This window comes from Curtobacterium sp. MCPF17_011, assembly GCF_003234145.1.
Classification (GTDB): Bacteria; Actinomycetota; Actinomycetes; order Actinomycetales; family Microbacteriaceae; genus Curtobacterium.
Genome location: NZ_QKSK01000002.1, coordinates 101,757 through 126,481 on the forward strand (window position 1 = coordinate 101,757; position 24,725 = coordinate 126,481).

Consider the following 24,725-nt stretch of genomic DNA (forward strand, 5'->3'; position numbering starts at 1 on the left):
GGTGTACCGCGAGGTGCACCGACCGCCGCCCGTCGCGCGAGGTCCTGCTGGTGGTCCGACCGACTACTGGTAGGCGGGGTGGGCGCGCAGCCAGGCCTGGAAACGCTGCACGGCCTGCTCGTGCTGCGCGAGCGTGTCCGAGAACACGGTCTCACCGCTCTCGAGGTCGACCGTCACGAAGTAGTGCCAGTTGCCGGTCGCCATCTTCGTCACCGCGTTGATGGCGAGGTCGCCCGGGTTGGAGATCGGTGCCGGCGGCAGCCCCTCGTGCTGGTAGGTGTTGTACGGGTTGGACCGGTCCGCACGTTCGGCGTCCGTCGTCGTCACACGGTGCGTGTTGCCCGTGCCGTACGCCACCGTCGCGTCGGACTGCAGGAGCATGCCGTCGTCGAGTCGGTTCTGGAAGACCCGCGCGACCTTCGGGTAGTCAGCTGCGAGGCCGGCTTCCTTCTGCACGAGCGACGCGAAGACGACGACGCGCTCCTGATCTGCGGCGGCGACACCGGCGGTCTCCAGGTGCTGCTTCATGGTGTCGACCATGGTCTGGAAGTACTGCTTCGCCGTCCACTTCGGGTTGATCGGGTAGGTGGCGGGGAACAGCCAGCCCTCGAGCGTGGTGACACCCGACGGCAGGCCGTACGCGGAGACGTCCTCGGCTGCAGCCTCGACGTCGGCCTTGCTCAGCCCGGCCTTCGAGACCATGCCGGCCTCGATGTCCTGCAGCGCCGTGCCCTCGGGGATCACGATCGACGGGTCCTCGACCCGGTTGGCCTTGTCCTGCAGAGCCGTCAGCGCGGCCTTCGAGCTCATCTTCTTCTTCAGCGAGTACGAGCCGGGCTGGAACTGCACGTTCGGCGACGAGAGCAGGAGCTGGTAGAAGACCTTCGAGGTCTTCACCACACCGCTCCGCTGCAGCGTCGCGGCGACGTCCTCACCGATGTCGCCGTCCTTGATCGTGATCGTCACCTTCGAGGTGCCGTCGCCGGTGTAGTCGTCGCTCTCCTGCGACCCCGAGATCGCGCTGGCGATGGCCTGGATCTTCGGTGCCGCGAAGTTGTAGGCGACCGCACCGCCAGCGACCACGATCGCCACGATGACGATCCCGGCGATGAGGGGCCCCTTGCGTCGCGGCGGACGCTCGTCGCGCGGCGGCCGGGAGGCTCCCCCACGTCCGCCACGTCGCCCGCCACCGTCGCCACCACGGCCACTCTCGCCGCCGGTGCCACCGGCACCACTCGTGCTCGCCAGGGCGTCGCCGTCCACGCGGTCGCCGTCCGGGTCGTCGCCGACCCGCCCAGTGCCGTCCGGGAGAGGCGATCCGACGTCGACGCCCTGCCAGGTGCCGCGTCGTCGGGGCTGCTGCCCGTGGTCCTCGTCGACGCCGTCGGCCGGGCCTCCGTCGGCCGGGCTTCCGTCGGCCGGTGCCGCGGTGCCGGGCACCGGACCGCTGTGCAACGAGCCACCGAGGAGGGCGTGCACGTCGGGGTGGACGGCGTCACCTGCGGGAGCGGCGCCGACGCCGGGACGGGGGGCGGGCCTCCCGGCAGCGTCGGGACGCTGGTCGCCGTCGTCGTCGGGTCGGTACGCGGTCGGATCGACGGCTTCGTCGGCCGATGCCGATGCCGATGCAGCTGCTGCGGCTCGTGCACGCGCAGCACGGGCTTCCCGACGCGACAGCGGCGGGTCGTCCGTGGGCGTCTCGGTGGGTCCCTCGCCTCGGCGGGTCCCCGTGCGGTCACGGCGTTCGGCGTCGCTGCCGGTCGCGATGATCGCGTTCCAGTCCAGATCGTCTGCCAACGGTCCTCGGTCTCTCGGTCGGGAACCCCGCGCGGCTCCGGTCCGCTGGGGCGGGTCCGGGAGGGCAGCTGTCAGGGGAGTTCGGCCCCGGGTGGGGCGCCGGCTGCGCGCTCGTGGTCGAGCGCATGTTGCAGAATGATAACAGCGGCCGCTTGGTCGATCACGGCCCGCGACTTCTTCGTGTTCTTCCCCGCCTGGTGGAGCCCGCGCTGCGCCGTGACCGTCGAGAGTCGCTCGTCGACGAGCCGGACCGGCCGGTGCGCCGCGATCCGGGCGGCGAAGTCCCGGGCGTCGGTCGTGGAGGGGGTGTCCCCACCGGACATCGAGAGCGGGAGTCCGACGACGATCTCGAGGACGTCGTACTCCTCCGCGATCGCCAGGATCCGCCGGAGGTCGGCCGAGTCGTCCCGACGGACGGTCTCGACCGGGGTGGCGAGGAGCCCGTCGCGGTCACACACCGCCACCCCGATCCGGGCGCGGCCGACGTCGATGCCGAGCCGGCGCCCGGAGCGGACCGCCACCGTCAGGCCGCGATGCGGTCGGACACGGCGCGGAGGGCCGCGGGAAGCGCCGACGCGTCGGTGCCACCGCCCTGCGCGAGGTCCGGCTTGCCGCCGCCACCACCGCCGAGGACACCGGCGGCCTCCTTGGCGAGCGGCCCCGCCTGGACACCGGCGGAACGGGCGGCGTCGTTGGTCGCGACGATGACGACCGGCTTGCCGCCGATGACGGCACCGAGCACGACCACGGCGGCGTCGGAGCCGAGCTGGCCCCGGACACCGGTGGCGAGGGCACGGAGGTCGTCGCCGGAGGACAGCCCGTCGACCACCTGTGCGACGAGCGCCACGGCACCCACGCGCTCGGCGGTCCGGGCGATCGCCGGCACGCGCTGTTGCAGGTTCGCCGACTCGAACTCGGCGATGCGCTTCTGGGCCGTCTTCAGGTCCTCGAGCAGCGACTGCACACGGCCCGGGAGGTCGTCACGCGGCGCCTTGAGTGCGCTCGAGAGCTGGGACACGATGGTCCGCTCGACGGCGAGCTCGCGGAAGCCCTCGAGCCCGACGAGGGCCTCGACACGGCGGTTGGTCGACCCGACGCTGGACTCGCCGACGAGGTTGACGAGGCCGACCTGGGAGCTGGAGGCCACGTGGATGCCACCGCAGAGTTCACGGGACCACGGGCCGCCGATGTCGACCATGCGGACCTCGGCGCCGTACTTCTCGCCGAACAGCGCCTGGGCCCCGAGGGCCTTGGCGTCGTCGATGGGCAGGATGCGCGTGGAGACCTCGAGGTCGGAGCGGATCGCGGTGTTCACGACCTCCTCGATCTCGGAGCGGGTCTCGAGCGACACCGGCTGGCTCCACGAGAAGTCGAGGCGCATGTAGCCGGCCTTGTTGTACGAGCCGGCCTGCAGTGCCTCCGGGCCGAGGACGTCGCGGAGCGCCGCGTTCACCAGGTGCGTGGCCGAGTGGGCCTGGGTCGCACCACGGCGGTACTCGGCGTCGACCAGGGTCGTCGCCGGGTCACCGACACCGACCTCGCCGGAGCGCACCTGGACGGTGTGGCTCCAGAGGCCGGACACCGGGCGCTGCACGTCGAGCACCTCGAGGTCGAAGCCGTTGCCGACGATCGCCCCCTGGTCGGCGTCCTGGCCACCGGACTCGGCGTAGAGCGAGGTCTCGCCGAGGATGACCTCGGCGATGTCGCCGACGACCGCTCGGTCGACGCTCCGGCCGTCGACGATGAGGCCGAGGATCCGGCTCTCGGCCTGCAGGGCGTCGTAGCCGAGGAAGACGGTCTCCCCCGCGGCACGGAACGCGCTGTAGACGCTGAGGTCGGCGAGGGCGGTCTTCTTGCTCTTCGCATCGGCCTTGGCACGCGAGCGCTGCTCCGACATGAGCGTCTCGAACGCGGAACGGTCGACGTGGACGCCCGCCTCCTCGGCCATCTCCATGGTCAGGTCGATCGGGAAGCCGAACGTGTCGTGCAGCAGGAAGGCGGTGTCCCCGCCGATCGACGGACGGCCGTCTTGCTTGGCGCGGTCGACGGCGACGTCGAGGATCGTCGTGCCCTGCGCGAGCGTGCGGAGGAACGTCTCCTCTTCGGCGTAGGCGATCCGGGCGATGCGGTCGTACTGCTCGCCGACCTCGGGGTAGGCGTCGCGCATGGCGTCGCGCGACGCCGGGAACAGCTGGGGGAAGGTCGCACCCTCGACCCCGAGCAGCCGCATCGCGCGCACGGTGCGACGGAGCAGGCGACGGAGGATGTAGCCACGACCCTCGTTGGACGGCGAGACACCGTCGGTGATGAGCATGAGCGCCGAACGGACGTGGTCCGCGATGACGCGCATCCGGACGTCGTCCTCGTGGTCGGCACCGTAGCGACGGCCCGAGACCTCGGCGGCCTTGTCGAGGACCGGGCGGACCTGGTCGATCTCGTACATGTTGTCGACGCCCTGCTTGATGAAGGCGACGCGCTCGAGCCCCATGCCGGTGTCGATGTTCTTGTTCGGCAGCTCGCCGGTGATCTCGAAGTCGTACTTCGACCGCACGTCGGCGATCTGGTACTGCATGAACACCAGGTTCCAGATCTCGACGTAGCGGTCGTCGTCGGTCGCGGGACCGCCGTCGACGCCGTACGCCGGGCCACGGTCGAAGAAGATCTCCGAGCAGGGGCCGGCCGGACCGGGCTGCCCCGTCGACCAGTAGTTCGTGTCCTTGCCGAGGCGCTGGATGCGGTCGTCCGGCAGCGTCGAGTGCCGCTTCCAGAAGTCGATCGCCTCGTCGTCCTCCTCGTAGACGGTGACCCAGAGGTCGTCCGCCGAGAAGCCGAGCCCGCCGTCGGACTCCGGGTCGGTCAGGAACTCCCAGGCGTACTGGATCGCCTGCTCCTTGAAGTAGTCGCCGAACGAGAAGTTGCCGTTCATCTGGAAGAACGTGCCGTGCCGAGGGGTCTTGCCGACCTCTTCGATGTCGTTGGTGCGGATGCACTTCTGGACGCTCGTGGCGCGGGGGTACGGCGCCGGGATGAGCCCGGTCAGGTACGGGATGAACGGCACCATGCCGGCCACCGTGAACAGCAGCGACGGGTCGTCCGAGACGAGCGACGCGGACGGGACGACGGTGTGGCCGCGGTCACCGAAGAACTGGAGCCAACGACGGCGGATCTCTGCGGTCTGCATGGTGCTTCCTGTAGGGCGTGTGGCGGGGACGGGAGGCTCGGAGCGAGTCAGGTGGGACGGTGCGGCAGGTGGACCCAGCGTCCGGAACGGGGCTGCGTCAGTCCGTGTGGGCGGTCGGGCGCAGCTCGGCTCCGCGTGAGCGGTACCCCTCGGCCACCGCGCCCGTGAAGGCCTTCGCGCCGGCGTCGACCTGGGCGAGGAGGTGTGCGGCGGACGGCGTCCGGCTGACGCGCTGCGCGGCGACGAAACCGATCACCACGCCGACGGCGACGAAGAACAGCTGCTTCACGATGCCTCCCTCTCGGGCACGCCGGGGCGTGCGTCCGACAAGCGTAGCGCGGGCACGAAGAACGGCGGGCCGCCCTCCGAGGAGGACGACCCGCCGTTCACACAGGTGCTGGGATCAGCGGGCTGCGTAGTACTCGACGACGAGCTGCACTTCGCAGGTCACGGGGACCTCGGCGCGCTTCGGGCGACGGACCAGGCGGGCCTGGAGCTTGTCGATCTCGACCTCGAGGTAGCCCGGGACCTTCGGGAGGACTTCCTGGTGGCCACCGGCAGCGGCGACCTGGAAGGGCTCGAGCGACTCGGAGCGCTGCTTGACGTGGATCAGCTGGCCCTCCTTGACGCGGAAGGAGGGGCGGTCGACGAGCTTGCCGTCGACCAGGATGTGGCGGTGCACGATCAGCTGGCGGGCCTGCGAGGTCGTGCGGGCGAAGCCGGCGCGGAGCACGAGGGCGTCCAGACGCGTCTCGAGGGTCTCGACGAGGTTCTCACCGGTCAGACCGGCCGCCTTGCGGGACTCTTCGAAGACGATGCGGAGCTGCTTCTCGCGGATGCCGTACTGGGCGCGCAGACGCTGCTTCTCACGGAGGCGCACCGCGTAGTCGCTGTCCTGACGACGGCGGGTACGACCGTGCTCACCGGGGCCGTAGGGGCGCTTCTCGAGGTAACGGGCCGCCTTCGGCGTCAGCGGGATGCCGAGCGCGCGAGACAGGCGGGTCTTGCTGCGGGTGCGTGACTTGGTAGACACAGGGTCCTTTTCTCTGTACTGAACTGAAGGTGTCACGGGTCTCGGAGCGCGCACGCGCCGACGGACCCCGCGACGGGATCCAGAGGGATGAGCCTGTGGGATCGGGCGGCTACAGCCCGAACCTCTGCCCCCGTGCCGGTCAGGTCCGTTCAGGACGTGTCCGACACTGTGTCCTCGACGCAGCCGCACGCGAGGACCAGGACGTAGGCCCGTCAACGATAGCAGCATCCGGTCCCGATGTGGCCCTCACGGCGCCCGCGCGTCGCACCCGGGGGTCAGTCGCCGCGGATGATCCCGCGGAGTCGGTCGAGCCGCGGGCCGATCTCGCGCTCGAAGCCGTTGCCGGTCGGCGTGTAGTACTCGGTGCCGTCCAGGGCGTCGGGCAGGTACTGCTGCGTCGCGACCCCGTGCTCGGCGTCGTGCGAGTAGATGTACCCCTTGCCGTGCCCGAGCCGCTTCGCGCCGGCGTAGTGCGCGTCGCGGAGGTGGTTCGGCACGACGCCCATCCGACCGGCCTTGACGTCGGCGACGGCCTGGTTGACGCCGTTGTACGCCGCGTTCGACTTCGGCGCGGTCGCCAGGTAGACGACGGCCTCGGCGAGCGGAATCCGACCCTCGGGCATGCCGATCAACTGCACGGCCTGCGCGGCGGCGACGGCGATCGGCAACGCCTGCGGGTCCGCCATGCCGATGTCCTCGGACGCCGAGATGATGATCCGTCGGGCGATGAACCGCGGGTCCTCACCGGCCTCGATCATCCGCGCCAGGTAGTGCAGCGCCGCGTCGACGTCACTCCCCCGCACCGACTTGATGAAGGCGCTGATCACGTCGTAGTGCTCGTCGCCCTGTCGGTCGTACCGGAGGAGTGCGCGGTCCACCGCCGCGGCGACCGTGTCGGCGTCGACGACCGGAGCGGTGCTGGCCGCACGCTCGTCGTCGTCCTGGGCCGCCACGGCGGACGCCGCCGCTGCCTCGAGCGCGGTGAGGGCCCGGCGGGCGTCACCGGAGGCCAGACGGACGATCGCAGCCCGCGCTTCGTCGCCGAGGACCACCGCACCACGCAGGCCCCTGGCGTCCTCGACCGCGCGGTCGACCAGCATGCCGAGGTCGGCGTCGGTCAGCGGCTTGAGCGTGAGGAGCAGCGAGCGCGAGAGCAGCGGCGAGATGACCGAGAAGGACGGGTTCTCGGTGGTCGCGGCGATGAGGATCACCCAGCCGTTCTCGACCCCGGGCAGCAGGGCGTCCTGCTGCGCCTTGCTGAACCGGTGGATCTCGTCGAGGAACAGGACCGTCGTCGCCCCGTAGAGGTCCCGGTGCGTCAGGGCCTTCTCCATGACCTCCCGCACGTCCTTGACACCGGCGGTCACCGCGGACAGCTCCACGAACTCGCGGCCGGACTGCCGGGCGATCGCCTGCGCCAGGGTCGTCTTGCCGGTGCCGGGCGGTCCCCACAGGATCACCGAGACGCCGCCTGGGCTCTCCCGTGAGCCGGTCGCCAGCTGCACGAGCGGTGACCCGCGTCCGAGGAGGTGCTGCTGACCGGCCACCTCGTCGAGACTGGTCGGACGCATGCGGACGGCCAGCGGTACCGAACCCTGGGCCAACCCGGTCCGGCCACCCGTCGTGGGCGCGTTCATCCCCGACCGGTCAGTTGCCATGCGTCGATCGTAAGCGCCAGCACCGACGGGCCGGTGACGGGCGAACCGGTACGCTCGTCGGACACCGCGACGAGAGGTCAGAAGAGCACCGTGGCACCGAAGAACCAGAGCCGTGAAGCCCGCGAGCGTCTCCGTCTCTACCAGGCCAGACAGGGCCTCCACGAGCGTCAGCGTCGACGTCGTGTCCGTGACAACGTCATCGGGGCCGGTGCCCTCGTCCTCGTCGCCGCCCTCGCCACCGGGTCACAGCTGGTGCACGCGTCGACGCAGGATGACGACCGCGCCTCCGCTCCGGCCAGCGCGACCTCCACGGCCACCCCGACGCCTTCGGCCAGCGCGACCGCCGGCAACACCGGCGACGTGCCGAGCAAGCGCATCGCACAGGGCACGACGTGGACCGGCACGCTCACGCTGAACAAGGACATCCGCCTGGGCATCGAACTCGACGGGGCGAAGGCCCCGCAGGCCGCGAGCGTCGAGATCGACCTCATCCGCAAGCAGTTCTACGAGGGCACGAAGTGCCACCGCCTGGCCGACAGCACCGGCTTCCACTTCCTGCAGTGCGGATCGGCGAACGGCGACGGCACGGGCGACGCCGGGTTCCAGTACGGACCGCTCGAGAACGTGCCGAGCGACGGCACCTACGCGAAGGGCACGATCGCCATCGCCCGCGGCGCGACGCCCGCGTCCCAGACGACGCAGTTCTTCATCGTGACGGACGACACCACGCTCGACCCGTCGACGGGCGGCTACACGGTGGTCGGCAAGGTGACCAGCGGGCTGTCGGACCTCGTGTCGAAGGTGACGTCGAAGGGCATCGCCGACGCGGGTTCCGACGGGTCCGGTGAGCCCGAGGTCGCCACCGAGATCACCGGCGCGACCATCGCGGAGCAGAAGTAGTCCACAGCGAAAGCGCACACGCCCGTCGTACGGCGCGGCGGTGCAATAGGCTGACGACCTGACCGTGCCGACGGTGACGTCGGTGATGCACGACCACGATCGAGGCGAGACCTGTGGCATCTGACGAAGCAACGACCTGGGGCCGGGTTGACGAGAACGGGACGGTCTACGTCCGGTACGAGGACTCGGAGCGGGTCGTGGGTGAGTACCCCGACGCCTCCGCGGAAGAGGCGCTGGCCTACTTCGCCCGCAAGTACGCGGACCTCGAAGGCCAGGTGAAGATCGCGGAGCAGCGCGTCAAGGGCGGCGCGTCCGCCAACGACGTCGCCCGGACCGTCGAGCACCTGCGCAGCCTGGTGGCCGAAGCCCGCGTCGTCGGCGACATCAAGTCGCTCGAGGACCGCATCGGCGCCCTGACCGACCAGGTGGGCTCGCTCACCAAGGAGCAGGCCGCCCAGGCGCAGGCCGCCCTGACCGAGGCGCTGGCTCACCGCACCGCCCTGGTGGAAGAGGCCGAGGCACTCGCCGCGGTGGACCCCGCCCGTGCGCAGTGGAAGCAGGTGACCGCGCAGCTCGACGACGTGTTCGCCCGGTGGCAGCAGCACCAACACGACGGGCCCCGGATCCCGAAGAACGACGCGAACGACCTCTGGAAGCGGTTCCGCACCGCCCGCTCCACGGTCGACCAGCACCGTCGGGCCTTCTACTCGGAGCTCGACTCGCAGCACCGCGACGCCCGGGCACGCAAGCAGGAGCTGGTCCAGCAGGCCGAGGCGCTCGCTCCCCGCGGTTCCGACGCCATCCCGGCCTACCGGGAGCTGCTCGACGAGTGGAAGAACGCCGGCCGCGCCGGCAAACGCCACGACGACACGCTCTGGGCCCGTTTCAAGGCGGCCGGAGACGTCCTCTTCGAACAGCGCCACGCCGAGAACACGGCCGAGAACGAGGAGTACTCGGCCAACCTCGAGGCGAAGCTGGCACTCCTGACCGAGGCCGAGCCGATCCTGCAGATCAAGGACCGGGTCGCCGCGCGCAAGGCCCTCACCGACGTGCAGCGCCGCTGGGACGAGATCGGACGGGTCCCCCGCGCCGACGTCCGTCGCGTCGAGGACCGCATCCGTGCGGTCGAGGACCACGTGCGCAGCCTCGAGGACAGCCACTGGAAGCAGTCCGACCCGGAGCGCAAGGCCCGTCAGACGGGTCTGGCCAGCCAGCTCGAGGACGCGATCGCCAAACTGCAGTCGGAGCTCGCCGACGCGCAGGCGACCGGCGACGCCCGCAAGATCAAGGACGCGCAGGAAGCGCTCGACGCCCGCAAGATCTGGCTCGACGCGCTCGGCGGCTGAGCACGAGCTGCACCCACGAACGCCCCGCGACCAGATCGGTCGCGGGGCGTTCGCGTTGCGCTCGAGTGGATCAGACGGAGCCGACCAGGCGCTGAGGGTCAGGCGGAGACGGGCATCCCGAGGAGCAGTCGGATGTCCAGATCGTCCTGTCGCATCTGGGCGGCGAGTTCGTCCATGCCGCGGAAGGCGACCATGCCCCGGACGTAGGCGACGAACAACACCGAGATCGTCTCGTCGTACAGGTCGAGGTCGACGTCGAGCAGGTGCGCCTCGATCTGCTTCGCCGGGACTCCCTCGAACGTCGGGTTGTTGCCGACCGACACCGCGGCCGGGTACGTCACACCGTCGTGCAGCACCCGGGCGGCGTACACGCCGTCAGCGGGCACGAAGCCCTCGCAGGCCGGCGCGAGGTTCGCCGTCGGGTACCCCATCGCCCGGCCGCGCTGGTTGCCGTGCACGACGACGCTCCGGACGGCGTGCTCACGACCGAGCAGACGAGCGGCCTCGGCGACCCGACCGACGGACAGGAGTTCGCGGATCCAGGTCGACGACACGCGGCGCTCCCCCACCGACCGGACGTCGTCGGCCAGGTCCACGTCGTCGATGAGCTCGACCTGGAAGCCGTGCCGTTCGCCGAGCTGTCGGAGCAGGGTGACGTCCCCGGCACCGCGGGCACCGAACCGGAAGTCGCTGCCGACGAAGACGAGCTTCGCGTGCAGGGTGTCGACGAGGATCTCGGACACGAACGCCTCGGCCGGCTTCGCCTGGAGCGCTGAGTCGAACCGCAGCAGCAGCGTCGTGTCGACACCGACCGCGTCGAGGAGTTCGCGCCGCTGGGCCGTGCTGGTCAGCGCCGGCGGCACACGCAGAGGGTCGATGACGTTGAGGGGGTGCTGGTCGAACGTGACCACCGTCGAGACGAGACCGCGGGCCCGTGCGGCGTCCTCGAGGTGGGCGATGACGGCGCGGTGGCCGACGTGGACACCGTCGAACTTGCCGATGGTGACCGCGCTCGGACCGAAGTCGTCGGGGACGTCGGCGACGTCGTCGTAGAAGTGCATGCGCAGGTCCTCCGTCCTCACTCTGCCGACGCCACGGACGCGGTGGCCCGGTGGTGCTTGCGGAGCCACCAGAGTCCGGCGATCGGCAGCACGAGCGGGGCGAAGGCGTAGCCGAGGCCGTAGTACGACCAGATCGTGTCGTCCGGGAACAGCTGCCGGTCGAGCAGCGAGAGCGTGCCGATCACGAGCACGCCGGTCATCTCGAAGACGATCGTCACGCAGGCGACCCGGTACCAGGCGCGGCCCGGCACGATGAGGGCGACCATGGCGACGATGTACACGACTGCGGCGATGGCGCTGAGCGTGTACGAGAACGGCGCGAAGGAGAACTTCTCCGCGATCTGCACGACGCTCCGGCCCGTCGCGGCCAGGGCGAGGATGCCGTAGACGGCGATCAGGACCCGTCCGACACCGCTCGCCAGGGTCGACGTGCGACGGCCCCGGGCCGGGCGGTCGGTTCCTGCGGGGGACTTGATCACCATTGCACCGATCCTACCGACCGTCGCAGCGTCGCGAGCACGGGGAGCGGACCGCGGACGACGTCACCGGGGACGTCCGGACAGGAGGGCCGGCGTCAGTTCAGCGCGAACCAGATCTGGTACATCCGGTACACCATGACCGCTGCGGTGAAGGCCCCGGCGCCGAGCACGACGGTGCTCCAGCGCGTCCGGTCGACGAGCGCCCAGACGATCGTCGCCGGCGGGACCAGGACCACCGACACCGCGTAGACCCAGAACTCGAGCATGTTGCCCTGCGGCGGGTTCCCGACCGCCGGGGCGACGAGCGAGACCACCAGCTGCGCGAGGAGCAGCAGTTCGACGAGCGCGAGCCCGCCGACGGTGTAGTCGTTCGGCTTCCGTCCGATCAGGCCGAGCACGACCGCGGCCAGCCCGATGACGCACGCGATGCCGAACTGCACCCACATGAACCACTCGATCACGTGTTCGCTCCTGTCGCGGTCGGGAAGTTCGTGATGACCCGGAGCTGTCCACGCCGGACGGCGACGAGGCCGACGAGCCGGTCGGCACCTGTGGCGATCGCCGCGACCGGGCCGTCGGTGTCGGGGTGGTCCGCAGTGATCCGCTTGCCGTCCCCGAGGTCCTTCGCCTGGGCACCGTCGAGCTGCACGACCGGGAACAGGCGACGGGCGACGTCGGTCGGTCGGGCGAGGGCGGCGCGGACGTCGACGGCGTCGTCTTCGAGGTCGACGGCGTCCTCGACCGCGAACGGGCCGACGACGGTCCGACGGAGTGCGGTGAGGTGGGCGCCGGTGCCGAGGGCGGCGCCGACGTCACGCGCGAGCGCACGGATGTAGGTACCGGACGAGCACGAGACGACGACGTCGAGGTCGATCACGGCGACGTCGGCCCCGTCCACGGAGACGACACGGTCGGCTCGGCCCCGCACGTCGAACCGGTCGACGGTCACACGTCGGGCCTTCAGCGTGACCGCCTCACCCTTGCGCGCCAGGTCGTAGGCACGTCGGCCGTCGACCTTGATCGCGCTGACCGTCGACGGCACCTGGTCGATCGGACCGCGGAGCGCCGCCACAACGGCTTCGATCGCGTCGTCGCTCACCGTGCCCGCGGGGGCACCGTGGGCCGTGACCGGGTCGCCGTCCGCGTCGTCCGAATCGGTGCCGACACCGAGTCGGATGGTGGCCGTGTAGGTCTTGCCGAGGCCGACGAGGTGCGTCAGGAGGCGTGTCGACGGGCCGACGCCGAGGATCAGGAGCCCGGTCGCCATCGGGTCGAGGGTCCCGGCATGACCGATCTTCTTGAGGTCCAGGCGTCGTCGGGCGATCGAGACCACGCGGTGGCTCGAGATGCCCTGCGGCTTGTCGACGAGGAGGATGCCGTCTGGAGGGATCACGAGCACCGGACGAGACTAGCAGCGGGACGGTCGCGCAGCGCCGATCAGCAGGCGTCGTTCCACTCGCGCCGGGGGTGCTCCGGATCCGTGACGTCGAGCACCGCGGAGGCGGCGATCTTCACGTCGGCCCGCCGCTCGAGCCGACCGGTCTCCTGCTCCACCCACAGGGACCACCGCCACAGGGTGCGGGTGCTCGGGGCGAGGAGCCCCCGGCCGTGGACGACGAGCACGCCCTCCCCCGCCCCGGTCGTGCGGAACGGGGTCACCAGATCGTCCCGCAGCGTGTCCGCGTGGGTGGACGGGGCAGCCGCAGCCATGGCCTGGACGCCGCGCTGCTCGAAGCCGGCGACGAGCGCCGCCGCGACGTGCTCGAGGTCGGTCCCGTCCTGCCCGTCGACGGCGATGACCGTCCGGTTCGTCCCGACCTGCGCGATCACTTCGCTCGCGATCGCGGCCATGGTGTCGATCTCCTGCGGTGCCCAGCGTGCCATGCCACCACCGTAGGCTGTCGTGGTGAACGTGGGCAGAGCCTCCAGTCCGTCCGTGGACGACGCGACGATCCACCGGGCTGCGGCGATCTCGTCCCCCTTGTTGGCCTGGTACCGCCGGGAGGCCCGTGACCTGCCCTGGCGTCGTGTCGGCTTCCCGGCCTGGGGCACCCTGGTCAGCGAGATCATGCTCCAGCAGACGCAGGTCGCGCGGGTCGTCCCCCGACTGGAGGCATGGCTCACCCGGTGGCCGACCCCCGCGGACCTCGCGGCGTCGCCCCCGGCGGACGCGGTGCGTGCCTGGGACCGGCTCGGCTACCCGAGACGGGCCCTCGCCCTGCACGCGGCCGCGACGGTCATCGCCGAGCGGCACGGCAACGTCGTCCCCCGGGACGTCGACGACCTCCTGGCCCTCCCCGGGATCGGGGACTACACCGCCCGTGCGGTCGCGGTGTTCGCGTACGGTGACCGGCACCCCGTCGTCGACGTCAACGTCCGGCGTGTCCTGGCACGTGCCGTCCTCGGCCAGGGCGAACCCGGGCCGGCGAAGGCCAAGCAGGACCTGCCGCTGATGGAGGCGACCCTGCCCGCCGACCGCGACGACGCCGCGGCGACGAACGCCGCGGTGATGGAGCTCGGAGCCCTCGTGTGCGTCGCGCGGTCCCCCGCCTGCGACGCCTGCCCGATCGCGGACCGCTGCGCCTGGCGAGCAGCCGGGTACCCGGATCACGACGGACCGCGCGCCGCGAAGCAGTCCCGGTTCGCCGGCAGCGACCGACAGGTCCGCGGGATGATCATGGCCGAACTGCGGGCGAGCGACGTCCCCGTCAGCCCGGCGGAGATCACGATGGTGTGGCCGGATGCCGATCAGCGGGACCGGGCGCTCGCGTCGTTGCTGCGCGACGGACTCGCCGAGGGCGACGACCTGGAGGGCTACCGGCTGCCGCGCGGCTGACCCCCCCCGGCGCCCACGGCCTCGCACCCACGCGAGCGCCTGCCACGCGAGAGCGCCGGCAACGCGAGAGCGCCCGCCACCGGGGTGGTGGCGGGCGCTCTCGTGGTCGATCGGGTGTCAGACGCGAGCGTCGGGCCCGGACGGCGCTGTGCCGTCCACGTCCTCGTCCTCGTCCTCGTGCTTGTACGGATCCGCATCGCCGGCGTAGGTCGCACCGACCGCCGCCTGCTGGACCTGCAGGTCACGCATCTGGGCCTGCGCGAGCAGGTCCTCGAGGTGCGCTGACGTGTCCGGCAGGGCGTCGGCGATGAACTCCAGCGACGGAGTGAGCCGCGCCGTGATGTTCTTGCCGACCTCGGTGCGGAGCAGGCCGGTCGCGGCCTTCAGCGCCGCGGCGGAGTCCGCGCGCTCCTCGTCCGAGCCGTACACGGTGTAGAAGATCGACGCGTGCTGCAGGTCCCCGGTCACCCGGACGTCGGTGATCGTCACGAAGCCGAGACGCGGGTCGCGCAGGCCCTTGTCGAGACGACGAGCGACGACTTCCTTGATGCGGTCGGCCATCTTGCGTGCGCGCTGCGGGTCAGCCATGGGGGTTCCTCCTTGCGGAACGGGGTGAGGCCCCGCCTCCTCCGGACGGAGGAGGCGGGGCCCATGGTACTCAGTGCGATCAGTCGCGCGGCTTCTCGACGAGCTCGGTGGTCTCGATCTCGTCGCCGGGCTGGATGTCGTTGAACTTGCCGAGGCCGATACCGGCCTCGTAGTCCGTGCGCACCTCGGTGACGTCGTCCTTGAACCGACGGAGCGACTCGATCGCCAGTCCGTCGGCCAGGACCACGCCGTCACGGATGACGCGCGCCTTGGCGTTGCGCGTGATCGTGCCGGACCGGACGATGACACCGGCGATGTTGCCGAACTTGGAGGAACGGAACACCTCCCGGATCTCCGCGACACCCGACTGGACCTCTTCGTACTCGGGCTTGAGCATGCCCTTGAGCGAGTTCTCGATGTCCTCGAGTGCGTTGTAGATGACCGAGTAGAAGCGGACGTCGATGCCCTCACGGGCAGCACGCTCGCGGGCCTTGACGTCCGGACGGACGTTGAAGCCGACGACGATCGCGTTGTCGATCGTGGCGAGGTCGATGTCCGACTCCGTGATCGCACCCACACCGCGGTGCAGGATGCGGAGCTGGACACTGTCGTCCACCTCGATGTCGAGGAGCGACTGCTCGAGTGCCTCGACGGCACCGGAGACGTCACCCTTGATGATGAGGTTGAGCGAGTCGACCTTGCCCTCTTCGAGTGCACGGGTGAAGTCCTCGAGCGAGATGCGCTTGCGGGCCTTGGCCAGCTGGGCGTTGCGCTGCGCGGCTTCACGCTTCTCGGCGATCTGACGGGCGGTGCGGTCGTCCTCGGTGACGAGGAACGTGTCACCGGCGCGGGGCACCGACGACAGACCCTGCACCTGGACCGGACGGGCCGGCGTCGCGGCCTCGACCAGGTTGCCGTTCTCGTCGGCCATCGCACGGACACGGCCGTACGCCGTGCCGGCGACGATCGCGTCACCGACGTGCAGCGTGCCGGACTGGATGAGCACGGTGGCGACTGCACCACGGCCCTTGTCGAGCCGTGCTTCGATCGCCACGCCTCGGGCGTCCTTGTCGGGGTTCGCACGCAGGTCGAGACCGGCGTCCGCGGTCAGCAGCACCGCGTCCAGGAGGTCCTGGATGCCGATGTTCTGACGAGCGGAGACGTCGACGAACATGACGTCGCCGCCGTACTCCTCGGCCACCAGGTTGTACTCGGTGAGCTGCTGACGGACCTTGGCCGGGTTCGCCCCGTCCTTGTCGATCTTGTTCACCGCGACCACGATCGGCACACCGGCCGACTGGGCGTGGTTCAGCGCCTCGATCGTCTGCGGCATGATGCCGTCGTCCGCCGCGACCACGAGGATCGCGATGTCCGTCACCTGCGCACCACGAGCACGCATGGCCGTGAAGGCCTCGTGACCCGGGGTGTCGATGAACGTGATCGGGCGTTCGATGCCCTCGTGCTCGGTGACGATCTGGTACGCACCGATGTGCTGCGTGATGCCGCCGGCTTCGCCCTCGACGACCTTGGAGTTCCGGATCGCGTCGAGCAGTCGGGTCTTACCGTGGTCGACGTGACCCATGACGGTGACGACCGGGGGACGCTGCTGCAGGACGGAGTCGTCCTCGTCGGCGTACTCGGCGTCGATGTCGATGTCGAAGCCCTCGAGGAGCTCCTTGTCCTCGTCCTCGGGCGAGACGACCTGGATCTTGTAGCCCAGCTCCTCGCCGAGGACCTCGAAGGTCGCCTCGTCCAGGGACTCGGTCGCGGTCGCCATCTCACCGAGGTGGAACAGCACCGTCACCAGGTTGCCGGGGCTCGCGTCGATCTTGTCCGCGAAGTCCGAGATGCTCGCACCGCGACGGAGTCGGATGACCGTGTTGCCGTCACCACGCGGGACCTGCACGCCGCCGAGGGACGGTGCCTGCCGCATCTCGTACTCGGCGCGCTTCGTCCGCTTCGACTTGCGGGCACGGCTCTTGCCGCCACCACGACCGAACGCACCAGCGGTACCACCACCGGGGCCACGACCACGGCCGCCACCACCTGCGGGGCGCGGGCCGGTGAACGCGGGACGGGCGAAGCCGCCACCTGCGCCGGCACCGGCGCCACCGGGTCGGCTGAAGCCACCACCGGGGCCACCACGGCCACCGCCACCCTGGCCCGGGCGCTGCCCGAAGCCGTTGGGACGGTTGTTCTGGCCGGGACCACCGGGGCGCGGGGCACCCGGACGGGGAGCACCGGGACGCGGCGGCTGAGGACGCGGGATGCCGTTGCCGGCACCGGCGGCCGGACGCTGGCCCATGCCCTGGTTGGAGGCGAAGGGGTTGTTGCCGGGGCGCGGCGGACGTGCGCCCATGCCCTGGCTCGACGCGTAGGGGTTGTTGCCGGGACGGGCTCCGGGCTTCGGCCCACCGGGCTTCGGGGCGGAACCGGAACCGGACGGCTTGGTGCCGCCGGGCTTCACGGCGTCGCTGGGACCGGAGTCCTGCTGGTCGCCGTCGGTCTGCTGCGCAGCTGCCTGCTGCTCAGCGGCCTTCTGCTCGGCCGCGGCCTTGCGTGCCGCCTCTGCCTCGGCCTGCCGCTGCGCGACGGACTTCGGGGCGGCGGGAGTCGGCGCGCCGTCGACTGCCTGGGCCGCGGGTGCTTCCTCGACGACGGGCTCGGGTGCCGGGGTGGGGCGCTTCGGGCCGGGCTTGGGGCCGCCGGGCTTCGGGGCACCGGAACGCGGTGCCGCGGGAGCCTTGGCGGCGGGGGTCGTCGGAGCGGACGACGCGGACGCGCCCTCTGCCTGCAGTGCTGCACGGAGCTTCCGTGCGACGGGGGGTTCGATGCTCGAGCTCGGGCCCTTGACGAATTCGCCGAGTTCCTTGAGCTTCTCCATTGCGGTCTTGCTGTCGACGCCGAGCTCGCTTGCGATCTCGTGTACGCGTGGTTTCGCCACTGTTCTCCTTCACGGGTCCCACCCCGTCAAGGGGCAGGACTCAATGGTTGACGGGTCTCATTTCGAGCCGCTCATCAGTTGTCCATAAGCCGTTCAGCCTGTTCTGTCATGTCCTGGCGCTCGGGAGCTGTGCTGTTCGGGCCATCGGGCCCCAGCCCAGCGAGGTACTCGCGCACCGCGGACGTGTCGGGATCACGCTCCAGCCGGAGCGCACGGCGGAATGCCCTGCGCTTGACGGCCAGTTCGTACGCTTCGACGGTCGGTGTGAGCCATGCACCCCGGCCCGGCATGACTGCCTTCGGATCCGCTACCACGGAGCCATCGCTGCGAGCGACGACACGGAGGAGGGAGGATCGGGTTGCACGACGACGACTGCCGATGCACGTTCTGACGGCGTCCACTCTACTCCTTGACTCCGACGACCGCGATCCGGCGCGCCCGAGGCCTCTCGCCACGAGCGAACCGGACCGCGCCGATGGGGGTGCTGCTCAGTCGTCACCGTCGAGGATCGAGTCCGGCTGGATGTCGATCCGGGCACCGGTCAGCTTCGCGGCGAGACGGGCGTTCTGCCCCTCCTTGCCGATCGCGAGCGACAGCTGGTAGTCCGGCACGAGTGCGCGGACGGCCTTCGTCGAGGCGTCGAGCACGAACGCGCTCGTGACCTTCGCGGGCGACAGGGCGCTGGCGACGAAGGTGGAGAGGTCCGAGGACCAGTCCACGATGTCGATCTTCTCGGCACCGAGCTCGTTCGTCACCGCACGCACGCGGGCGCCGAGTTCGCCGATGCAGGCGCCCTTTGCGTTCACGCCGGGCTCGTTCGCCTTGACCGCCATCTTCGTGCGGTGCCCGGCTTCGCGCGCCAGCGAGGTGATCTCGACGACACCGGAGGCGATCTCCGGGACCTCGAGGGCGAACAGCTTCCGGACCAGGCCCGGGTGCGTCCGCGACACGGTGATCTGCGGCCCCTTGTGGCCACGACCCACGCTCGTCACGTAGACGCGCAGGCGGGTGCCGTGCGCGTAGGTCTCCCCCGGTACCTGCTCTTCGGGCGGCAGGATCGCCTCGACGGTGCCGAGGTCGACCATCACCATCTTCGGGTTCGGTCCCTGCTGCACGATGCCGGCGACGATGTCGCCTTCCTTGCCGCGGAACTCGCCGAGGATCTTGTCGTCGCCGATGTCGCGCAGACGCTGGTTGATGACCTGCTTGGCGGCGAACGCCGCGATCCGGCCGAAGTCGCTCGGCTGATCGACGGACTCGCCGATGACGTTGTCGTCCTCGTCGCGTTCGGGCACGAACACGGACACTTCGCCGGACTTGCGGTCCAGCTCGACCCGGGCCTGGGCGTCGACGGGTTCGTCGTTCTCAGCGCCGTGCTTCTGGTAAGCGGTCAGGATGGCAGATTCGATGATCTGGACGAGCTCGTCGAACGGGATCTCCCGCTCACGCTCCATGAGTCGCAGGACTGCGAGGTCGATCTTCACCGAGGTGCCTCCGTATTCAGATGAGTCACTCCCGCGGATGGAACCGCGCGGAAGCCGTCGTCGATCGTACCGCAGGAATGGCGGAGGCCCGTGGCGGATCCGCCACGGGCCTCGCTTCGGACGCCGGTGTGTCAGATCGCTCGGACTGCCTCGAGCAGTTCCGCGACCGGCAGGTCACGACGCTCACCGGTCGCCCGGTTCCAGAGCTCGACGACGCCGTCGGCAGCGCCGCGACCCGCGACGACGACGACCGGCATGCCGAGCAGTTCCGCGTCCCGGAGCTTGACGCCCGGCGACACCTTCGGCCGGTCGTCGTAGACCACGTCGAAGCGCTCGCCCTCGAGTTGCGCGACGATCGACTCCGCCAGGTCGTACGCGGTGGCGTCCCGCCCGGTGGCCACCACGTGCACGTCGAACGGGGCGACGTGCTTCGGCCAGGCCAGGCCCTTCTCGTCGTTGTGCGCCTCGGCCAGGATCGCCAGGATGCGGGTCACGCCGATGCCGTACGAGCCCATCGTCACGGTCGCGAGCTTGCCGTTCTCGTCCTGCACCTTCAGTCCGAGCGCCTCGGCGTACTTCCGGCCGAGCTGGAACACGTGACCGATCTCCATGCCCCGAGCGGTCTCGAGCGGACCGGAGCCGTCGGGCGCGGGGTCACCGGCACGGACGTCGGACACCTCGGCGACGCCGTCGGCGACGAAGTCCCTCCCGGCCACCAGGCCGGAGACGTGGACGCCACGCTCGTTGGCACCGGTGACCCACGAGGTGCCGTCCACCACGCGCGGGTCCACGAAGTAGCGCAGACCGGTCGCGCTGTCGGCGCCGAGGACCTGCGGGCCGATGTAGCCCTTGACCAGGCCACGGTGCTTGCGGAAGTCGTCGTCGCCCGCGGCTTCGACCTCGGCCGGAGCGAAGGCGACCTCGGCGCGCTTGAGGTCGACGTCGCGGTCGCCGGGCAGGCCGACCACCACGATCTCTCGGGTGCCGTCGAGGTGCGTCAGTGCCAGGACGACGTTCTTCAGCGTGTCCGCCGCGGTCCACGGGGCGCCGTCGCGCGGGGCGACCGCGTTGGCGTGCGCCACGAGCGACTCGATCGTCGGCGTGTCCGACGCCGGCAGCAGCACGGGCTCCGGCAGGCCGTCGACCGGCTTCGCGTCGGGCACCGGGGTGACGTACGCCTCGACGTTGGCCGCGTAGCCGCCGGCACTTCGCACGAAGGTGTCCTCGCCGACCGCGATCGGGTGCAGGAACTCCTCGGACTTCGAGCCGCCCATGGCGCCGGCGTCGGCCTTGACGATGACGTACTCGAGGCCCAGGCGCGCGAAGATCCGCTCGTAGGCGTCGCGCATCACCTGGTAGCTGCGCTCGAGACCAGCGTCGGAGACGTCGAACGAGTAGGCGTCCTTCATCGTGAACTCACGGCCCCGCAGCAGCCCGGCGCGCGGACGGGCTTCGTCGCGGTACTTGTCCTGGATCTGGAAGAGCGTGACGGGGAGGTCCTTGTAGGACGAGTACAGGTCCTTCACGAGGAGCGCGAACATCTCTTCGTGGGTGGGCGCGAGCAGGTAGTCGGAGCCCTTGCGGTCCTGCAGGCGGAACATGCCGTCGCCGTACTCGGTCCAGCGGTTCGTGGCCTCGTAGGGCTCGCGCGGCAGGAGCGCGGGCAGCAGGACCTCCTGCGCACCGGCCGCGACCATCTCGTCGCGGATGATGCCCTCGATCTTCGCGCGGACGCGGAGTCCGAGCGGCAGCCAGGCGAAGATGCCCGGCGACTGGCGGCGGACGTAGCCGGCGCGGACGAGCAGCTTGTGACTCGTCACCTCCGCGTCGGAGGGGTCGTCGCGGAGCGTGCGGAGGAAGAGATGAGAGAGCCGTGTGACCACGCCGTCAGCCTAGCGGCGCGCGGTCACGACGCGACCCGCCTGTGGACGGCGGGGCCGCGGCGCCGGACCTGTGGCGGAACGGATGGGAGGCCCGTGGCGGTGTCGCCACGGGCCTCCCGTCCGGCAGTCGGCCGCGAACCGCGACCGCGCGGCTGCTAGGGAGTGACGACCAGCGGCTTGCCGGTGCCGGCGGCGGGACCCATCTCGTCGGCGAGACGGTTCGCCTCGTCGATGAGGGTCTGGACGATCTCGGCCTCGGGCACCGTCTTGATGACCTGGCCCTTCACGAAGATCTGGCCCTTGCCGTTGCCCGAGGCGACGCCGAGGTCGGCCTCACGAGCCTCGCCCGGACCGTTCACGACGCAGCCCATGACGGCGACGCGCAGCGGCACCGTCATGCCCTCGAGACCCGAGGTGACGTCGTTCGCCAGCTGGTAGACGTCGACCTGCGCGCGGCCGCAGCTCGGGCAGGAGACGATCTCGAGCTTGCGCTCGCGGAGGTTCAGCGACTGGAGGATCTGCAGACCGACCTTCACCTCTTGTGCGGGCGGAGCCGAGAGGGACACACGGATGGTGTCGCCGATGCCCTCGCCGAGCAGGATGCCGAACGCGGTCGCGCTCTTGATCGTGCCCTGGAACTCCGGGCCCGCCTCGGTCACGCCGAGGTGCAGCGGCCAGTCGCCGCGCTCGGCGAGCTGGCGGTACGCCTTGACCATGATGACGGGGTCGTTGTGCTTGACCGAGATCTTGAAGTCGTGGAAGTCGTGCTCCTCGAACAAGGAGGCTTCCCACACGGCCGACTCGACGAGCGCCTCGGGCGTGGCCTTGCCGTACTTCTGCATCAGGCTGGGCTCCAGCGAACCGGCGTTCACGCCGATGCGCAGGGACACGCCCGCGGCCTTCGCGGCGGCCGCGATGGCGCCGACCTGGTCGTCGAACTTCCGGATGTTGCCCGGGTTCACCCGCACCGCGGCGCAGCCGGCGTCGATGGCCTGGAAGACGTACTTCGGCTGGAAGTGGATGTCCGCGATCACCGGGATCTGGGACTTCTTGGCGATGATCGGCAGCGCGTCGGCATCGTCCTGGCTGGGCACGGCGACACGGACGATGTCGCAGCCCGACGCGGTCAGCTCGGCGATCTGCTGCAGGGTCGCGTTGATGTTCGTGGTCGGCGTCGTGGTCATCGACTGCACCGACACGGGGGCGTCGCCACCGACCAGGACCTTGCCGACCCGGATCTGCCGGGACTTGCGACGAGGGGCCAGGGTTTCGGGGGCCTTCGGCATTCCGAGGTTCACTGCGGGCACGTCCCGAACTCTACGCGCTCGTCTGGACAGCGCGGTCCGCCGGGACTCAGGCTGGGTCGGCGGCAGCGGCCGTGTGCGCTGCCCGGGTCCGCGTCAGAGCGTGTCGACGACGGTGACGAGCGGGGCGTACAGCCGCATCGCGTCGAGTGCCCGGGCGTGGTCGACGTCGCTCGCGCCGGCACACGCGTCGGCCACCACGGTGACCCGGACGCCCGCATCCGCGGCCGCCAGAGCGGTCGAGAGGACGCAGCAGTCCGTGGAGACCCCGGTGAGCACCAGGTGCCGTCGCTCCGGCCCCGCTCCGGTGTCGGTGTCGGTGACGGCCTGGAGGCTCGTCCCCCACTTCCCGAAGGTCGGCTCGGTGACGACGGGGACGGACGACGTCGTGACCCCGCCCGGCGTCCCCGTCGCCGCCAGCGCGGCGAACGGCTCGGTGAGTGCGTACAGCTCGTCGTCGTCCGGGACGAGCGCGAACGGCCAGTCGCGGTAGTACGGCACCCAGGCGCCTGTCGGCTCCGCGGGCGCGACGAACCGGGTGACGACGGTGCGACCCGCGAAGCGCGGCAGGAGCCGCTCGATCGCGGCCGAGGCCTCGGCGAACCGCGGAGCCGCCCACGGGCTGTCGCCGGTGAACACCCGCTGCATGTCGATGATGACGAGCCAGGCGGCGGCCGTGTCCACCGCCACGTCCGCTGCGGTCACGGGCGGAGCTCGGCATCCGGCACGCGCGACACCGGCTCGGTGACCGGCAGCGCCTCCTGCCGACGGACGGCCCGGCCGCCGGACAGCAACGTGCCGACGAACCCGACGACGAGCGCCACGAGGACCCCGAGGTTGGCGTACGCCCAGGGCCCGGTGACCCCGCCGAGACCGAACGGTCCCAGCAGGAAGCCCTGCCAGTGCACGAGTTCCGCCCCCGGCGTCGAGTTCGTCACGAGCCCCCACCCGAGCACCGAACCGATGACCACCAGGGCGATGGCGGACCACCGGACGCTGCCGTAGCGACCACGCGGGGTGTCGAGCTCACCCTCGGCGTAGGCGCGTCGACGGAGCAGGACGTCCGCGACGAACACCCCGCACCATGCGGCGATCGGGACGCCGAGGGTGATGAGGAACGCCTGGAACGGACCGATGAAGTCCGTCGCGAAGAACACCACGAAGACCGCCCCGGCGACCATGAGCACGCCGTCGACACCGGCGGCCACCGGTCGCGGGATCCTGACCCCCGCGCTGAGGAGCGCGAGCCCCGAGGAGTAGATGTCGAGGACTGCTCCGCCGACGAGCCCGAGGATCGCGACCACCGCGAACGGCACGAGGAACCAGGTCGGCATCACCGTCACCAGGGCACCGATCGGGTCGGCCGAGATCGCTGCGTGCAGTTCCTCCGAGGACCCGGCGAGCATCACCCCGATGACGACGAGGACTGCGGGCGCCAGGGCACCGCCGAAGGTCGTCCACCCGACGACCCCGCCGGTGGAGGACGATCGCGGCAGGTAGCGCGAGTAGTCCGCCGCCGCGTTCACCCAGCCGAGGCCGAAGCCCGTCATGACGAGGACCAGGGCACCGATGACGTTCTGCGCGCTCCCCGCCGGCAGGGCGGCCAGCGTGCCGAAGTCGATCGAGGGGAGCGCGAGCACCACGTAGACGATCGTCAGCACGCCGGTGACGACGGTGATCCAGGTCTGCATCCGCATGATCACGTCGAAGCCCGCGATGCCGGCCCCGACCACGAGCGCCGCGACGACGACCAGGGCGACGAGCTTCGTCAACACGCCGTCGTCCCAGCCGAGCGCCTGGAACACCGTCGAGGTCGCGAGCACGGCGAGGGCGGCCAGCGCGGTCTCCCACCCGACGGTGAGGACCCAGCTGAGGAAGGACGGCAACCGGTTGCCGTGCACGCCGAACGCGGCACGGCTGAGGACCATCGTCGGGGCGGAGCCCCGCTTGCCGGCGATCGCGACCACGCCGCACAGCAGGAACGAGAAGACGACGCCGATCACCGAGACCACGGTCGCCTGCGCCAGCGAGATCCCGAAGTCCAGGACGAACGAGCCGTAGGCCAGGCCGAGCACGGAGATGTTGGCGGCGAACCACGGCCAGAACAGCCCGCGCGGACGGCCCTTCCGCTCCGACTCGGTGATCACGTCGATGCCCTGCCGCTCGACGGCGCGGGTCGGGTCGGCGATCGGCCGCTTCGGGGCCGTCGGCTCTGCACTCATGGGGTGAGC

The 24,725-nt window shown here is 70.8% G+C and carries 22 protein-coding genes; 3 read left to right on the forward strand and 19 right to left on the reverse strand.

The genetic code is table 11. The features are described 5' to 3' along the window. Positions 1–63: 63 nt before the first annotated feature. From mltG to DEJ25_RS03355, 6 genes are all read right to left on the reverse strand, one after another. Positions 64–1,797: an endolytic transglycosylase MltG gene (mltG, locus tag DEJ25_RS03330; protein WP_146240607.1), complete on the reverse strand. Its 1,734-nt coding sequence runs from the start codon at positions 1,795–1,797 to the stop codon at positions 64–66. Between the two features lie 71 nt (positions 1,798–1,868). Then, entirely contained in the window at positions 1,869–2,318 is a 450-nt protein-coding gene (gene ruvX / locus DEJ25_RS03335) for a Holliday junction resolvase RuvX (RefSeq protein WP_111043763.1), read from the reverse strand. 2 nt (positions 2,319–2,320) lie between these two features. After that, complete coding sequence (alaS, locus tag DEJ25_RS03340) at positions 2,321–4,978, reverse strand: alanine--tRNA ligase (RefSeq protein ID WP_111043764.1); 2,658 nt, start codon at positions 4,976–4,978, stop codon at positions 2,321–2,323. Between the two features lie 97 nt (positions 4,979–5,075). Beyond that, positions 5,076–5,267 (reverse strand): hypothetical protein, encoded by a 192-nt coding sequence (locus tag DEJ25_RS03345; protein ID WP_111043765.1) that lies wholly within the window; start codon positions 5,265–5,267, stop codon positions 5,076–5,078. A 114-nt stretch (positions 5,268–5,381) separates the two neighbouring features. Next, complete coding sequence (gene rpsD / locus DEJ25_RS03350; RefSeq protein WP_110902175.1) at positions 5,382–6,011, reverse strand: 30S ribosomal protein S4; 630 nt, start codon at positions 6,009–6,011, stop codon at positions 5,382–5,384. 275 nt (positions 6,012–6,286) lie between these two features. Then, entirely contained in the window at positions 6,287–7,669 is a 1,383-nt protein-coding gene (locus DEJ25_RS03355; protein WP_375334534.1) for a replication-associated recombination protein A, read from the reverse strand. A gap of 90 nt (positions 7,670–7,759) precedes the next feature. On the opposite strand from DEJ25_RS03355, the gene DEJ25_RS03360 reads away from it, so the two are divergent. Both DEJ25_RS03360 and DEJ25_RS03365 read left to right on the forward strand, forming a co-directional pair. Next, positions 7,760–8,569 carry a peptidylprolyl isomerase gene (locus DEJ25_RS03360; RefSeq protein WP_110902479.1) on the forward strand — a complete coding sequence of 270 codons (810 nt, stop codon included), beginning with the start codon at positions 7,760–7,762 and terminating at the stop codon, positions 8,567–8,569. Between the two features lie 113 nt (positions 8,570–8,682). Further along, positions 8,683–9,915 (forward strand): DUF349 domain-containing protein, encoded by a 1,233-nt coding sequence (locus tag DEJ25_RS03365; RefSeq protein WP_111043767.1) that lies wholly within the window; start codon positions 8,683–8,685, stop codon positions 9,913–9,915. 98 nt (positions 9,916–10,013) lie between these two features. Here the strand turns inward: DEJ25_RS03365 and DEJ25_RS03370 are convergent, their stop codons facing one another. The 5 genes from DEJ25_RS03370 to DEJ25_RS03390 form a co-directional block, all read right to left on the reverse strand. Next, positions 10,014–10,976, reverse strand: a complete 963-nt coding sequence (locus tag DEJ25_RS03370) for a bifunctional riboflavin kinase/FAD synthetase (RefSeq protein ID WP_110902172.1) — start codon at positions 10,974–10,976, stop codon at positions 10,014–10,016. A 17-nt stretch (positions 10,977–10,993) separates the two neighbouring features. Beyond that, positions 10,994–11,458, reverse strand: a complete 465-nt coding sequence (locus tag DEJ25_RS03375) for a hypothetical protein (RefSeq protein WP_110902171.1) — start codon at positions 11,456–11,458, stop codon at positions 10,994–10,996. A gap of 92 nt (positions 11,459–11,550) precedes the next feature. Beyond that, the gene (locus tag DEJ25_RS03380; protein WP_110902170.1) at positions 11,551–11,916 is read right to left on the reverse strand and encodes a hypothetical protein; all 366 of its coding nucleotides are present in this window, start codon (positions 11,914–11,916) and stop codon (positions 11,551–11,553) included. Next, positions 11,913–12,854 carry a tRNA pseudouridine(55) synthase TruB gene (gene truB, locus DEJ25_RS03385; RefSeq protein WP_111043768.1) on the reverse strand — a complete coding sequence of 314 codons (942 nt, stop codon included), beginning with the start codon at positions 12,852–12,854 and terminating at the stop codon, positions 11,913–11,915. Before truB ends, DEJ25_RS03380 begins: the two co-directional genes overlap by 4 nt. A 38-nt stretch (positions 12,855–12,892) precedes the next feature. Further along, positions 12,893–13,339 (reverse strand): hypothetical protein, encoded by a 447-nt coding sequence (locus DEJ25_RS03390; RefSeq protein ID WP_111043769.1) that lies wholly within the window; start codon positions 13,337–13,339, stop codon positions 12,893–12,895. Positions 13,340–13,391: 52 nt separating this feature from the next. On the opposite strand from DEJ25_RS03390, the gene DEJ25_RS03395 reads away from it, so the two are divergent. Next, positions 13,392–14,291, forward strand: a complete 900-nt coding sequence (locus DEJ25_RS03395; RefSeq protein ID WP_375334535.1) for an A/G-specific adenine glycosylase — start codon at positions 13,392–13,394, stop codon at positions 14,289–14,291. Positions 14,292–14,408: 117 nt separating this feature from the next. Here the strand turns inward: DEJ25_RS03395 and rbfA are convergent, their stop codons facing one another. From rbfA to DEJ25_RS03435, 8 genes are all read right to left on the reverse strand, one after another. Next, positions 14,409–14,879, reverse strand: coding sequence for a 30S ribosome-binding factor RbfA (gene rbfA, locus DEJ25_RS03400; protein ID WP_111043770.1), 471 nt, complete (start codon positions 14,877–14,879; stop codon positions 14,409–14,411). Between the two features lie 79 nt (positions 14,880–14,958). Beyond that, positions 14,959–17,823, reverse strand: coding sequence for a translation initiation factor IF-2 (gene infB / locus DEJ25_RS03405; protein ID WP_111043771.1), 2,865 nt, complete (start codon positions 17,821–17,823; stop codon positions 14,959–14,961). A 74-nt stretch (positions 17,824–17,897) separates the two neighbouring features. Continuing rightward, complete coding sequence (locus DEJ25_RS03410) at positions 17,898–18,278, reverse strand: YlxR family protein (protein WP_309146911.1); 381 nt, start codon at positions 18,276–18,278, stop codon at positions 17,898–17,900. Between the two features lie 33 nt (positions 18,279–18,311). Beyond that, positions 18,312–19,307, reverse strand: a complete 996-nt coding sequence (gene nusA / locus DEJ25_RS03415) for a transcription termination factor NusA (RefSeq protein ID WP_111043773.1) — start codon at positions 19,305–19,307, stop codon at positions 18,312–18,314. A 131-nt stretch (positions 19,308–19,438) separates the two neighbouring features. After that, entirely contained in the window at positions 19,439–21,190 is a 1,752-nt protein-coding gene (locus tag DEJ25_RS03420; RefSeq protein ID WP_111043774.1) for a proline--tRNA ligase, read from the reverse strand. A gap of 155 nt (positions 21,191–21,345) precedes the next feature. Next, positions 21,346–22,476, reverse strand: a complete 1,131-nt coding sequence (gene ispG, locus DEJ25_RS03425; RefSeq protein ID WP_111043775.1) for a flavodoxin-dependent (E)-4-hydroxy-3-methylbut-2-enyl-diphosphate synthase — start codon at positions 22,474–22,476, stop codon at positions 21,346–21,348. A 114-nt stretch (positions 22,477–22,590) separates the two neighbouring features. Then, positions 22,591–23,142, reverse strand: a complete 552-nt coding sequence (locus DEJ25_RS03430; RefSeq protein ID WP_111043896.1) for a cysteine hydrolase family protein — start codon at positions 23,140–23,142, stop codon at positions 22,591–22,593. A 53-nt stretch (positions 23,143–23,195) separates the two neighbouring features. After that, a complete protein-coding gene (locus DEJ25_RS03435; protein WP_111043776.1) occupies positions 23,196–24,716 on the reverse strand; it encodes a cytosine permease in 1,521 nt (506 codons plus the stop codon). Between the last annotated feature and the right edge of the window lie 9 nt (positions 24,717–24,725).